12 protein-coding genes are annotated in these 13,411 nt (G+C 59.4%); 2 read left to right on the forward strand and 10 right to left on the reverse strand.

Features of this window, described 5'->3' with window-relative positions:
• The first annotated feature begins 242 nt into the window (after nucleotides 1-242).
• Nucleotides 243-1,562 carry a hypothetical protein gene (locus KW839_RS04345; RefSeq protein ID WP_218423542.1) on the forward strand — a complete coding sequence of 440 codons (1,320 nt, stop codon included), beginning with the start codon at nucleotides 243-245 and terminating at the stop codon, nucleotides 1,560-1,562.
• Nucleotides 1,563-1,725: 163 nt separating this feature from the next.
• Here KW839_RS04345 and KW839_RS04350 read toward each other — a convergent pair whose 3' ends face one another.
• The 6 genes from KW839_RS04350 to exbB form a co-directional block, all read right to left on the reverse strand.
• Nucleotides 1,726-3,126 (reverse strand): aminoacyl-tRNA deacylase and HDOD domain-containing protein, encoded by a 1,401-nt coding sequence (locus KW839_RS04350; RefSeq protein ID WP_218423544.1) that lies wholly within the window; start codon nucleotides 3,124-3,126, stop codon nucleotides 1,726-1,728.
• Nucleotides 3,127-3,204: 78 nt separating this feature from the next.
• Nucleotides 3,205-5,280, reverse strand: a complete 2,076-nt coding sequence (recG, locus tag KW839_RS04355) for an ATP-dependent DNA helicase RecG (RefSeq protein ID WP_218423546.1) — start codon at nucleotides 5,278-5,280, stop codon at nucleotides 3,205-3,207.
• A 9-nt stretch (nucleotides 5,281-5,289) separates the two neighbouring features.
• Nucleotides 5,290-6,219, reverse strand: a complete 930-nt coding sequence (locus KW839_RS04360) for a hydrogen peroxide-inducible genes activator (RefSeq protein ID WP_060540193.1) — start codon at nucleotides 6,217-6,219, stop codon at nucleotides 5,290-5,292.
• A 190-nt stretch (nucleotides 6,220-6,409) separates the two neighbouring features.
• Nucleotides 6,410-7,159: an energy transducer TonB gene (locus tag KW839_RS04365; RefSeq protein ID WP_218423548.1), complete on the reverse strand. Its 750-nt coding sequence runs from the start codon at nucleotides 7,157-7,159 to the stop codon at nucleotides 6,410-6,412.
• On the reverse strand, nucleotides 7,156-7,584 hold the full coding sequence (exbD, locus tag KW839_RS04370; protein ID WP_060540191.1) for a TonB system transport protein ExbD: 429 nt from the start codon (nucleotides 7,582-7,584) through the stop codon (nucleotides 7,156-7,158). The genes KW839_RS04365 and exbD overlap by 4 nt, the downstream gene beginning before the upstream one ends.
• A gap of 6 nt (nucleotides 7,585-7,590) precedes the next feature.
• Complete coding sequence (exbB, locus tag KW839_RS04375; protein ID WP_218423549.1) at nucleotides 7,591-8,559, reverse strand: tonB-system energizer ExbB; 969 nt, start codon at nucleotides 8,557-8,559, stop codon at nucleotides 7,591-7,593.
• Between the two features lie 188 nt (nucleotides 8,560-8,747).
• Here exbB and KW839_RS04380 point away from each other — a divergent pair, with 188 nt between their 5' ends.
• Nucleotides 8,748-9,605, forward strand: coding sequence for an SDR family oxidoreductase (locus tag KW839_RS04380; protein WP_218423550.1), 858 nt, complete (start codon nucleotides 8,748-8,750; stop codon nucleotides 9,603-9,605).
• Nucleotides 9,606-9,732: 127 nt separating this feature from the next.
• Here KW839_RS04380 and KW839_RS04385 read toward each other — a convergent pair whose 3' ends face one another.
• The 4 genes from KW839_RS04385 to rpoZ all read right to left on the reverse strand — a co-directional run bounded on the left by KW839_RS04385 (nucleotide 9,733) and on the right by rpoZ (nucleotide 13,373).
• Nucleotides 9,733-10,473, reverse strand: a complete 741-nt coding sequence (locus KW839_RS04385; protein ID WP_060540188.1) for a hypothetical protein — start codon at nucleotides 10,471-10,473, stop codon at nucleotides 9,733-9,735.
• Nucleotides 10,474-10,540: 67 nt separating this feature from the next.
• Nucleotides 10,541-10,921 (reverse strand): RidA family protein, encoded by a 381-nt coding sequence (locus tag KW839_RS04390; RefSeq protein WP_003229509.1) that lies wholly within the window; start codon nucleotides 10,919-10,921, stop codon nucleotides 10,541-10,543.
• A gap of 25 nt (nucleotides 10,922-10,946) precedes the next feature.
• A complete protein-coding gene (gene spoT / locus KW839_RS04395) occupies nucleotides 10,947-13,052 on the reverse strand; it encodes a bifunctional GTP diphosphokinase/guanosine-3',5'-bis pyrophosphate 3'-pyrophosphohydrolase (RefSeq protein ID WP_218423551.1) in 2,106 nt (701 codons plus the stop codon).
• Between the two features lie 57 nt (nucleotides 13,053-13,109).
• Nucleotides 13,110-13,373, reverse strand: a complete 264-nt coding sequence (gene rpoZ / locus KW839_RS04400) for a DNA-directed RNA polymerase subunit omega (RefSeq protein ID WP_007921129.1) — start codon at nucleotides 13,371-13,373, stop codon at nucleotides 13,110-13,112.
• Between the last annotated feature and the right edge of the window lie 38 nt (nucleotides 13,374-13,411).

Below are 13,411 nucleotides of genomic sequence, written 5' to 3' on the forward strand. Positions count from 1 at the left end.
GCTTCTGAGATAGACCGGGGTGAATCTATCGTGGGCGAATCTTTTTCCTACTGGAGTGGGGCTCGCCCGCGGCGCTTTTAGGGAAACTTCGAACAAGTCTTCAATATGCTGAAATACAGTCTCAGCACCTGTATTTGAAAGGCTTCTTAATAACTGTAATTTCTGACAGTTACGTTAGCTTGAGTGGTGTGTTTCACTTCGACTGTTGGTTTTTAACTCAGTCGATTACAGGGAACATAATCATGACTCAAACTACGCGTGCACCAGGCACTATCGATCCTGGTTTTGGTCAACGAGGATTTGCCTTCTTTCCGCTTCCAGGTAGCGAAGGACTCAATAGGACCGTTACTATTCTTCCGGATAAGAGGGTGCTTGTAACCTTGGTATATCCGCCATTCGACGATGTAGCTTTAGGTTTGGCTGTATTTAAGGAAGATGGGAGCCTTGATCCTGTATTCGGTAGTGGGGGAATAAAAGATATATCTTTTTCTCAGCCGCTCACTTTTTACCCGAATACCGTGCTTTTGCTAACAAGCGGGGGCTGGTTGATTGCAGGTACTGCGTCAACCGAAAAAGGACTGTCTCTGGCTGTTGCCAAATTCCAGGCAGATGGCTCGCTAGATCCGACATACGGTGCAGCTTCAACACCGGGCTTAACGCTTATCGACGTTGATGATCTTGTTAAGGGGGCAACTTTACTATCATCTGATCAAGCGCCAACTGACATCATGGATAACGATGGTGGCAATGGTGCGATTTCTGCCACACAGCAGGATGGAAAAATTGTCATAGGCAGCGTGGTCAGTGTTGAGGGAACACCGTTTCCGCGAGGTATCGTGATTCAGTTGGACTCCACGGGAAACCTGGACATCACATTTAATTGTAAAGGATATTTACTGGTCAATTTGCCGGACGGCCTTGATTGGACCAATGTGATGGCCGTGCGTTTCCAGGATGATTACCTGGTAGTTTGTGGTAACTATCGCAAAGATTTGAAGTTGGGAGGTTATTTTAATCGCTATGACCGGCTAGGAAATCTGGATAGAAGTTTTGGCGAAAGAAACAACGGTACCGTTTTGATTTCACTCGATGACAGGCTGGTGCGTCTAAGTTCTTTCACAGTAAAGTCCGATAATAGTTTGATTGGGGCTGGCTATGTAATGGATAACCAGATCGGAGGCTTGGTTGTCCATCTAACTCCAAAAGGAAGCTATAATTTGCTGTTCAACGGCGGAACGCCGTTGGTCTCCAAATTCCTGGACTCAGGCGTGTTGTGGCGGACAAGTATGGTGCAATCGGATAGCAACCTGATTATTGCCGGTCAGGGCGGCGAGGATTTGGGCGAATTGAGATCATCTATTACAGCGCGCCTGCTTCCAAATGGAGATGTTGATCTTAAGTACGCTGACAAGGGTTGGGTTGAGTACCCAAGTCCAGATGTTGGAGGAAACCATACTTTTCGAGATGCAGCGTTGAAGTCGGATGATTATATGTATGTTAGTGAAACACAGATGGAAGGCGGGGGTACAACGAGAGGATCTGTGTTTCGTTATTTAGTATGAACCAGTGAAGGCAGTTGAGTGAGTGCAATTCTGTTGTCGGCTTGAGGCGTTTTGTGCCGCTCAACGTTAGACAAGTAAGTGTTCGTGATGAAGGTGTCTTTAATCACGAACACTTACTATGGGTTTCAAGCAGCCCCGTAATGAACTATCAATCGATGGTTTTTCAAGTCTGGCTGAATTGCGACGCCAGCTCCCGTAACAGCACTTCAGCCTCGAGCACTTTGCTGACTACATCATTGGCTTTATCGCGGGTCAAACCGACTCGTTCCAGTAACGCCTCAGGAATGTCTTCATCCGGGCCGGAGCCAATGCCCCGGCTGCGCAGCAGGCGCACGGACAGGCACACCAGGTTCGGGTACTCGGCGTGTTCACCGTCGTAGTGCGGGTCGTGCTGGAAGCGCAGCGCGGTGGCCAGTTCTTCGGGCATGTCCCAGTAGCGCATCAGCCACGAGCCGATCTGTTCACGGCTGATGCCCAGCAGGTGTTGTTCCACGAAGCTGTGGCACAGATGCGGGTTGACCTCCAGGTGGCGGCAGATCAGCGAAAAATGCGGCGGGAACACATGAGCCAGCAGCAGGTAGCCGAAGTTATGCAGCAGGCCGGCAAGGTAGGTCAGGCCGGCTTCCGGGCGCTGGGCGCGTGGCATGGCACGGGTCAGGCCTTCGATGACGGCGGCGGTGTAGATCGATTGCTGCCAGTACGGCGTGCTGTGTTGCGGGTGGTCCTTGGGCAGGCTCAGGGTTTTGCCCAAGGCCAGGCCCAGCGCCAGGTTGATCACCAGATCGAAGCCCAGCACGCGCACGATGGCGTCTTCTACCGAGCGAATCTTGCCGGGTGAGGCGTAGTAGGGCGATGCCGCCCAGCTCACAACCTGTGCCGCCAGCGCAGGGTCGGTCTCGACCACACCGGTAATGTCGTCGATGGTGGCGTTCGGGTCTACGCGCAGCTTGATGATCTTTTGCGCGGTTTCGGCAAGTGGCGGAATTTCGATGGTGGCTTCCAGGCGCTGCTGGATGCGTCGTGCAGTGAACGCTTGAACAGCCTGGGTGATCTCCTCGCGGTCATCGTCGGGTCGGTCAAGGTTCGGGCGGATGCTGCTCAGGGTTTCGCCGAAGTTGGCGGCGCTTGCCTTGGTCAGCATGGTCTTGAAGTCTTCGCTGGCGATTTCCAGCAGGACGCCCGGCTCGCCAGAGTTGATCAGCAACTTCGGCTCGCGCAGCAGGCATTCTTCGTACAGGCACGGTGAAGTGGTCAGTGCCGGCAGACCGGGCAGCAGGCTCAGGTTGTGCTTGCCGAGCATTTTTGCCAAGCGTTCGCCCGGCACGGCCGTAAGGCGGCGACCGGTGAGTTCGGTGAGGCGATTGAGGTCCAGCAACTGGCTCTGGGGGAACAACACCATCAATGCGCCGACGGCGTCATCCAGCAGGACGGCCTGGATCTTGCGCGCAGGGTTAAGGCCGTGATGATCCAGCACTTCTTCGTAAGTAATGCCCAATTTGCCAAGCATCAGCCGAATAACCGACGGAGCGTGCGGGGTGTCGGGTGCGAAGGCAACTTCGGTCATGTTCCGTATCCGTACCAAATCAATTGCGCAAGTATAACCAGCTTGCTTGGGGCGATGCGTCACAAACTGCGACGGGGATCACACTTGACCGTATTGCTGGCCATGGCGCAACCAGCGGTCTAGTAACGGGCTGACGTGGGTTGGCCAGCGTTCGAGCAAGGCTTGGGCGGCATCACGCACGGCGGGCAGCAGGTCGGCGTCACGCATCAGGTCGGCGACCTTGAATTGCAGCAGGCCGGTTTGACGGGTGCCGAGCATTTCGCCAGGGCCACGCAGTTCCAGATCCTTTTCCGCTATGACAAAGCCGTCGTTGGTTTCACGCATGATGCCCAGGCGCTGGCGGCCGATCTGCGACAGCGGTGGATGGTAGAGCAGCACACAATGGCTGGCTGCGCTGCCCCGGCCTACCCGGCCGCGCAATTGGTGAAGTTGTGCGAGACCCAGGCGTTCAGGGTTCTCGATGATCATCAGGCTGGCGTTGGGTACGTCGACACCGACTTCGATCACGGTGGTCGCGACCAGCAGTTGCAGATTACCGGCCTTGAACTCGGCCATCACCGCAGCTTTTTCCGCAGGCTTCATGCGCCCGTGGATCAACCCGACCTTCAGTTCGCCAAGGGCAGCGGTGAGGTCTTCGTAAGTGCTTTGCGCGGCCTGGCAGGTCAGTTCTTCGGACTCTTCGATCAGCGTGCACACCCAGTAGGCCTGTCGCCCTTCGGCGCAAGCACCACGTACCCGCTCGATGACTTCGACGCGGCGGGTGTCGGTGATCAGTACTGTGTTCACCGGGGTTCGCCCGGGTGGCAATTCGTCGAGGATCGAGGTGTCGAGATCGGCGTAGGCGCTCATCGCCAGCGTCCGTGGGATCGGCGTGGCGGTCATGATCAACTGATGCGGGCACATGCGTCCGCCGACGCCTTTCTGCCGCAGGGCCAGGCGTTGCTGCACGCCGAAGCGATGCTGTTCGTCGATGATCACCAATGCCAGATTCTTGAACTGCACTTCGTCCTGAAACAGCGCGTGGGTGCCGACCACCATCGGTGTGCCGCTGGCGATCTGCTCCAGCGCGGCGACACGATTCTTGCCCTTGAGCTTGCCGGCCAGCCACGCGACTTCGATGCCCAGCGGTTCGAGCCAGCGCTTGAAGGTGATGAAGTGCTGCTCGGCGAGAATCTCGGTAGGCGCCATCAGCGCGACCTGATAGCCAGCCTCCAGAGCCTGGAGCGCGGCGAGGGCAGCGACCACCGTTTTACCGGCGCCGACGTCACCCTGGATCAGCCGCAGCATTGGCTCGTGCTGGCTGAGGTCATAGGCGATTTCGTTGCCGACCCGTTGCTGGGCGCCCGTCGGGCTGAAGCCGAGGTTGGCCAGGTATTTGGGTGGCAGCTTCGTGGCTTTGGGCATGGCCGGCGCACGCAGGGAGCGCATGCTTTCGCGCAAGCGTTGTTGCGACAGTTGATGGGTCAGCAGTTCTTCGAACGCCAGGCGGTGCTGGGCCCAGTGATGACCCAGGGCCAGTTCATCGACGTCGGCATCGGCGGGCGGGTTGTGCAAATAGCGGATCGCATCGGCCAGCGGTGCCAGTTGATAGTCCCGGGCCAGCTCGGTCGGCAGCCAGTCGGGCAGGCTGCTGGGGCCAAGCAGGGTCAGGGTCTGCATGCACAACTGACGCAGGCGCTGCTGGGTAAGGCCTTCGGTGAGCGGGTAGACCGGGGTCAGGGTTTCATCCACCGGCGGTGGTTCGTCGCCGGTGATGGCGCGGTATTCCGGGTGGTAGATCTCCAGCCCCGAGGCGCCGGGCCGCGCTTCGCCATAACAGCGAATCCGCGTGCCGCGCTTGAGGCCTTCTTTCTGCGCGTTGCTGAAATGGTAGAAGCGCAGGCTCAATCCGCCGGTGCCATCTTGCAGCCGGACAACCAGGCTGCGACGACGACCCATGACCACATCGGCACCGCTGACGGTGCCTTCGATGACCGCATCCTGACCGGGCCTCAGCGCGCCGATGGGCACCACGCGGGTGCGATCCTGATAGCGCAGCGGCAAGTGAAACAGCACGTCCTGGAGGTTTTCCAGGCCGACCTTGGCCAGCTTTTCGGCCATGGCTTCGCCGACACCCTTGAGTGCCGTCACCGACACTTGCGACAACTCGCTCATGGCCGTGACTTAACCCGCAGCGACCTGTGCCGCTGGCTTGGCCACGGAACACAGGCGAATGGAGTCGGCGAGGATTTCGATGGCCTTGGGCCGGGGAAAGCTCGCGCGCCAGGCGATGGCCACGGTGCGGTAGGGCACCGGTGCGGAAAGCGGGCGCACTTCGATCACGCCAGGGGCGTAGTGATGGCTGTCGACCGCCGACAACGGCAGGATCGAGATGCCCAGGCCGGAGGCGACCATGTGGCGGATGGTTTCCAGGGAGCTGGATTCGACTGTGGTGTGCCTGGCGCCGTCGTTGCCCTTGGTCAAGGTCGGGCAGGCTTCGAGCACCTGATCGCGGAAGCAGTGACCTTCACCTAGCAACAGCAGGCTCTTGTCGTTGAGCAGGCTGGCGTCAATGGACTCTTTCTGCGTCCACGGGTGCTGGGCTGGCATCAGCACGTAGAACGGCTCGTCGTAGAGCTGCAGCGTCAGCACGTCGGCTTCGTTGAACGGCAGGGCGATGATGATCGCGTCGAGTTCGCCGTTGCGCAGTTTGTCGCGCAGCACGTGGGTGAAGTTTTCTTCGATGTACAACGGCATCTGCGGGGCGACCCGGTGCAGTTGCGGAATCAGGTGCGGGAACAGGTACGGGCCGACGGTGTAGATCGCGCCGACTTTCAGTGGCGCGGTCAGCTGGTTCTTGCCGGCCTGGGCCAGTTCGCGGATGCCCTGGGCCTGTTCCAGGACTTTTTGCGCCTGGGCAACAATGCCTTCGCCGACCGGGGTCAGGCGCACGGCGCTCTTGCTGCGCTCGAAAATCAGCACACCGAGTTCGTCTTCAAGCTTTTTCACGCCCACCGACAGGGTCGGCTGGCTGACGTGGCAACGCTCGGCCGCGTGGCCGAAGTGCTGCTCTTGGGCGAGGGTAACGATGTAGCGTAATTCTGTGAGGGTCATAGCAAGCGTCCATGTGGTTGCGGGCCAAGCATACCGGCTGCAATCGATAGACGCACGTTATCAGACTGGGTGTGTGCAGGGGCAAGCTCGCTCGCGAAGAACCTGAGACCGCCGTGGGGTGTCAGGCTCGCCGCGTTATCGTTGACGACCTTCGCGAGCGAGCTCGCTCCCATAGTGGTTCGGCGGTGCTTTACCGCCGGTGTTTTTCCAGCGAATAAACAAAAGGTGCAACGATTTCGATGGAACCGTTGTTCAGCATGTCGGCCGGTGGCTTGGGCAGCGGCTGGGCGCGGCGGATCATTTCCAGGGTGGCCCGGTCCAGATCGGCAGTGCCAGAGGCGCTTACCAGTTCAAACGACAACACATTACCTTCAGCATCCACGACGAAACGAAGACGGTTCGTGCCTTCCTTGCTCCGTGACCGGGCACTTGCAGGGTACTTTTTGTACTTCTGCAGGTGTGCCAGCAGCGTGCCTTGCCAACTGGCCTTGGCCGCCAGTTGAGCAGGCGAAGGGCCTGGTGCCGGCTGCGCGGATTTCTGCGTCGGTGCCTGAGTCTGCTGCGTTTCGGCAGGTTTCTCTTCGGCCGGTTTTTCCTTCGGTGGGTCAGGTTTTTTTTCTACCGGCTTGGGCGGTTGCGGCTTTGGCTTGGGTTTGACCGGCTTGGGCACGGCAATTTCAGCTTTCGGCGCTTCGGCAAGCTTCGGAATCGGCAGTTCTTCAACCGGAGCCGGGGGCTGTGGCGGTGTGACGACCTTCGGCGGAGCAGGCGGTGGTGGGGCAGGAACCGGCGCCAATTCGACCATCATTGCCTGTGGGGGCAACTCGATGGGCGGGCGGGCAGACCAGTTCAGCGCCAGCGCGATGGCCAGCGCGTGAACGCCCAGCACCACGGCCAGGCTACCGCTGTAACGCGTCAGCTTATGGCGCGTCGTGATCATTTCTTGGCTGCCGTCTCAAGTCCAACCAGGCCGACCTTCAGGTAGCCGGCGGAACGCAGGTTGTCCATCACGCTCATCAGGTCGCCGTAATCCACGCCTTTGTCGGCCTGGAAAAAGATCGTCGTGTCTTTTTTGCCTTGAGTCCTGGCGTCGAGGGTGGCGCCGAGGGCTTCAGCCTTCACTTCCTCTTCGCCGAGGAACAGGCGCTGGTCAGCCTTGACGCTGAGGAACACCGGTTTCTCCGGACGCGGCGCCGGTTTGGCGGTGGACGCGGGCAGATCGACCTTGATGTCCACAGTAGCCAGCGGAGCCGCCACCATGAATATGATCAACAGCACCAGCATCACGTCGATGAACGGCGTGACGTTGATTTCATGGTTCTCGGCCAGATCGTCGTCTGCCCCTTCTTTCAAATGCAGGCCCATGGCCGATTACCCCACTTTCACCATGTGCGGTTGCGAGCTGCGCTCAGGCTGGTGGTCGAGGTCGCGGCTGACCAGCAGCAGGACCTGCGCCGACGCGTCGGACACCTGGGCTTTGTAACCGGCAATGGAGCGAGCGAAGACGTTGTAGATCACCACGGCAGGAATCGCTGCAACCAGACCCAGCGCGGTGGCCAGCAGGGCTTCGGCGATACCGGGAGCCACGACGGCGAGGTTGGTGGTCTGGGTCTTGGCGATGCCGATGAAGCTGTTCATGATGCCCCATACGGTACCGAACAGGCCGACGAATGGCGCGGTGGAACCGATAGTGGCCAGTACGCCGGTGCCGCTGCTCATGTTGCGACCGCAGGCTGCAACCAGACGCTCGAGGCGAAAGCTGACACGCTCCTTGATACCTTCTTTCTCGCGGCTGTTGGCCGACAGGCGCATCTCTTCGAGGGCGTCGTGCACCAGCAGGTTGGCCAGAGTGCCTTCCTTGGTCGCCGTGGTGCTGGCTTCCTTGAGGGAGGCAGCCTTTTTCAGGTGAGCGATTTCAACGCGCAGACGACGCTTGGCGCCAATCAACTCGAAGCCTTTGGCGATCCAGATGGTCCAGGTAATGACGGAGGCGATGGCCAGTCCGATCATCACGATTTTCACGATGATGTCGGCGTTCTGGTACATGCCCCACGGCGACAGATCATGGGCCATGCCCAGGGTGTTGTCGGCTTCGAGGACTTCAGGAACGTCTTCGCCAAGGGTGTCGACAGCCGGTGCCGGGTCAGAGGCGGCCGGTGCCGCGACCGGGGCAGCTTGATCTGCCGGTGCAGGCGTTGCGGCGGCTGTCGGAGTGGCGGGTGCCTGGGCATCAGCGAACGCGGCAGCGGGTGCCAGTATCATGCTGAGGAGCAGGGCGGCCACGGCGCTCCAGGCGCGAGGTCGTTTGGTAGGCGAAGCGGGGAGTTGATTGCGTGTCATGCTGGCCGGACCTGAGAGTAAAAAAGGGTGATGTTCTTCCAGGCCTCGAAGGGCCGAGAACAAAAGTGGTCGGCATTATTGCAATTAATTCTTGTTAACAGAAGCAATAGCATCTCTTTTTTTCCCGCATTGCTAGCCGCTCGTCTATTGTCGGCGCTAGTCTGTTGCTTTCCGATGGGAGTATTTCAATGTCTGTCCCCTCTGTTTTGATCGCCGGTTGCGGTGACGTAGGCAGCCGTCTGGCTACGCAATTGCTGGCTGCGGGGTGGGAGGTTCATGGCCTGCGGCGCGATGTTTCACGCCTGCCCAAGGGTGTTGTCGGTGTGGCTGGCGACCTGTTCAAAGAAGACTGTCCGCCGACCTGGCCGGTGGGTGCGGTGGACTACCTGGTGTATTGCGCCGCCGCAACCGATCACGATGAAGACGGTTACCGTGCCGCTTATGTAGAAGGTTTGCAGCATGTGTTGGGCTGGCTGAATGACTATGGGCAGGTGCCCAATCGTCTTCTGTTCGTCTCCAGCAGCAGTGTTTACGGCCAGCAGGATGGCGAGTGGGTCGACGAGGCGTCGACGGCCGTGGCGGCGGGCTACTCAGGGCGTGTGATGCTCGAAGCCGAGCAGGTTGCGCTCAATAGCGGCATACCTGCCAGCATTGTGCGTTTGACCGGTATCTACGGCCCGGGCCGTGAGTGGTTGCTGACACAGGTACGCCGGGGTTATCGCGTAGTGGTCGAGCCGCCGCTGTACGCCAACCGTATTCATGCCGATGACGCCGCAGGGTTGATGGCGTACCTGCTTGAGGCGGATCGGCGTGGTGTGGCGTTGGAAGATGTCTACATTGGCGTCGATGACGCCCCGGCAGCCCTGGCAGACGTAGTGGGTTGGTTGCGCGAGTATCTGGGCGTGACCGAGTGGGCGGAGGATGCCAGCGTGCGACGCACCGGGAGCAAGCGTTGCAGCAATGCTCGGGCAAAAGCCTTGGGCTGGGCCCCGAAGTATCCAAGTTTCCGCGAGGGTTACGCGGCGATTCTGGAGGGGCGCTGCTGACTCCCAGTCACCACAAACCAAATGTGGGAGCGGGCTTGCTCGCGAAAGCGGTGTGACAGTCGAGAATAATGTCGTCTGACACACCGCTTTCGCGAGCAAGCCCGCTCCCACACGGGTTATGCGCTGTTTATTGTTGTTCCAGCAACCACTTGCGGTCACCCGGCGTGAACTGCGGCATTTCGTCTGCCTGCGCGGTGTTCACTGTCTGGAAAATTTCCAGCTCTTTGCCTTTGCGCGCAAAAATCCAGGCATTGCCTTGCCCGTTGAGTTGCAGCCACATGTTGTCGTTACCGCCGCTCATCGATGCGCAGTCGCCCGCCAGGCACAGGGCATAGCGATCGGCTCCCGGCAGGCCGGACACCTGGCCGTCGGGCTGGAACTGTACAGTGCTGCCTTCGCCCGGGCCGCTGATGACTTTCCAGCTACCGCCCATGTAGGTCGAATACAGCGCACGCTCGAAAGTTGCGCCAATCGGAGCGCCCTCCGGCACCGGAATCGATGAGCGATCGAAGAGCTGGGCAGATTCGTTTTCGGTAGCGGCCTGGCTCAATTGTTTGCCATCACGCTTCAGTTCACTGCCGGAACTGCCATAAAAATCGACTTTCCAGGCACCGGACTCCTCGCCCAGCAGCTTGCCGTCGACGTTTTCAAAACCATTGGTGTAGCGGGCCTGACCGGCCTTTGTATTGATGTCCCATTCCAGGTTCGGACCATAGGCCTGGAGCGCTTCACGCAGGGGGCCGCCTTTGGAGGCGGCGTCGATCGCCACCTGATTGATCCAGGTGCCGCTGATATCTCGGTCGGCAGGGTCGCTGGCACATCCGCCCAGGAACAGGGCAAGCAGCGAGAGAACAAGCGCATTGCGCATGGTGGAATCCTTTCAGGCTTTCTTTACTGCTGAGCAGTCGGCGCAGCCTGAAGCTGCGCCAGACGCATTACTCGATGACCAGGATGGCATCCATTTCAACCTGCGAACCCTTTGGCAGGGCTGCTACGCCGATGGCGGCGCGGGCAGGGTAAGGCTGGTCGAAGTATTTGCCCATGATCTCGTTGACCTTGGCGAAGTGGCTCAGGTCGGTGAGGAAGATGTTCAGTTTGACGATGTCCTTGAACGAACCGCCGGCGGCTTCAGCCACGGCCTTGAGGTTCTCGAACACCTGGACGGTCTGGGCTTCGAAGCCTTCAACCAGTTCCATGGTTTTTGGGTCCAGAGGAATTTGACCCGACATGTAGACGGTATTGCCAGCCTTGATCGCCTGGGAGTAGGTGCCGATGGCGGCCGGGGCCTTGTCGCTGGTGATAACAGTCTTGGTCATGAATGACTCCTTGTGAGGATGGGCTTCATGCACGCATGCGGGTGATGCGAATCACCCCGGTCAGCGCGCGCAGTTTTTTGATCACGCGGGCCAGGTGCACGCGGTCGTGTACGCTGACTACCAGTTGGACCACGCTGATGCGACCATCGCGTTCGTCCATGCTGATTTTCTCGATATTGCCGTCGGCCGCGTTGACGCTGCTGGCCAGCAGGGCGATCAGGCCGCGCTGATGTTCCAGCTCGACACGCAGTTCGACGTTGAATTCTCCGGTGACATCCTTGGCCCATGAGAGCTGGATGCATTTTTCCGGGTTGTGGCGGATTTCGGTGATGTTGCGGCAGTTGTCCAGGTGCACGACCATGCCTTTGCCCGCGGACAGGTGGCCGACAATCGGGTCCCCCGGGATTGGCGTGCAGCACTTGGCGTAGCTGAGTACCAGGCCTTCGGTGCCGCGAATCGCCAGCGGGCCTTCGGGACTTGGCAGCTGTTCGCCTTCGCCGAGCAGGCGGCGGGCGACAACATAAGCCATGCGATTGCCCAGGCCGATATCTTCGAGCAGGTCTTCGGCCAGTTCGAGGCGATATTCGGCAAGCATCGCCTTGATGCGCTCGGCGGGGATTTTTTCCAGCGAGCTGTCGAAACCGTTGAGGACTTTGTTCAGCAGGCGCTCGCCGAGGCTGATGGATTCCGAGCGGCGCTGCAGTTTCAGCGCATGGCGGATGTGGGTTCGCGCCTTGCCGGTAACCACGAAGTTCAGCCACGCCGGGTTCGGCCGCGCGCCAGGGGCACTGACAATCTCGACCGTGGAGCCGCTTTGCAGCGGTTCGGACAGCGGTGCGAGACGACGATTGATCCGGCAGGCAATGCAGCTGTTGCCGACATCGGTGTGCACCGCGTAAGCGAAGTCGACCGCCGTGGAGCCTTTGGGCAGCTCCATGATCCGGCCCTTGGGCGTAAACACGTAGACCTCGTCCGGGAACAGGTCGATCTTCACGCTTTCGATGAACTCCAGGGAGTTGCCGGCGCGTTGCTGCATTTCCAGCACGCCCTTGACCCACTGGCGAGCACGGGCGTGAGTGCCTTTTGGCTGCTCGTCGCCGCTGGACTTGTACAGCCAATGGGCAGCGATGCCGTTGTTGGCCATCTCTTCCATTTCACGGGTGCGGATCTGGATCTCGATCGGAACACCGTGCATGCCGAACAGCGTGGTGTGCAGCGACTGATAGCCGTTGGCCTTGGGGATCGCGATGTAATCCTTGAAGCGCCCTGGCAGCGGTTTGTACAAATTATGTACAGCACCCAGCACGCGATAGCAGGTATCGACCTTGTCGACGATGATCCGGAACGCGTAGACGTCCATGATCTCGTTGAAGGCCCGACGTTTGCCGCGCATTTTCTTGTAGATGCCGTAGAGGTGTTTCTGCCGACCGCTGACCTCGCCCTGAATGCCGTCGACGGCCAGGCAGTGGCTGAGGGACTCTTCGATCTTGTTGACGATTTCCTTGCGGTTGCCCCGGGCACGTTTGACGGCCTGGTTTATCCGCGCGGAACGCATCGGGTGCATGGCCTTGAAGCCGAGGTCTTCGAATTCTATGCGGATGGCGTGCATGCCCAGCCGATTGGCGATGGGCGCATAGATTTCCAGGGTTTCCTTGGCGATCCGCCGGCGCTTTTCACCGGACAGGACTTCCAGCGTGCGCATGTTGTGCAGGCGGTCGGCAAGCTTGACCAGGATCACGCGAATGTCGCGTGCCATGGCCATGGCCATTTTCTGGAAGTTTTCGGCCTGGGCTTCGGCTTTGGTCTCGAAGTTCATCTGGGTCAGTTTGCTGACCCCGTCGACCAGTTCGGCCACGGTTTCACCGAACTGCGCTTGCAGCGCTTCCTTGGCAATACCGGTGTCTTCGATCACGTCATGCAGCATGGCAGCCATCAGGCTCTGATGGTCCATATGCATTTCGGCAAGAATATTCGCAACCGCAAGTGGGTGCGTGACGTACGCCTCACCGCTACGGCGGCGTTGGCCGTCGTGTGCTTGTTCGGCGTAGAAATACGCTCGGCGGACCAGGTTGACCTGGTCGTTGCCGAGGTAGGTCGATAAGCGATCGGCGAGGGCGTCTATGCTCGGCATGATGTCTCCTGCCGCAAGCTGTGATCCCGTGCCGTGCTACGTCGACCAGGCATAGGCTTAGACGGCCTCGTTGGACTCGTCCTCGAATGCAGCAAAAAGCGGTTCATCTTCAACGATTTCGGCTTCGGCGATAGCTGCGTAGTCGATCAGGCCTTCAGCGATTTCACGCAGGGCAACAACGGTAGGTTTGTCGTTTTCCCATGCTACTTTCGGCTCTTTGCCGCCGGTGGCCAATTGACGGGCACGCTTGGTAGAGAGCATGACCAGCTCAAAGCGGTTATCCACGTGTTCTAGGCAGTCTTCAACGGTTACGCGGGCCATGGTCTTCCTCGTAGCAAATGCAATATGCGCGCTGCCCG

This window comes from Pseudomonas sp. PDM31, from assembly GCF_019218965.1.
Lineage (GTDB): Bacteria > Pseudomonadota > Gammaproteobacteria > Pseudomonadales > Pseudomonadaceae > Aquipseudomonas.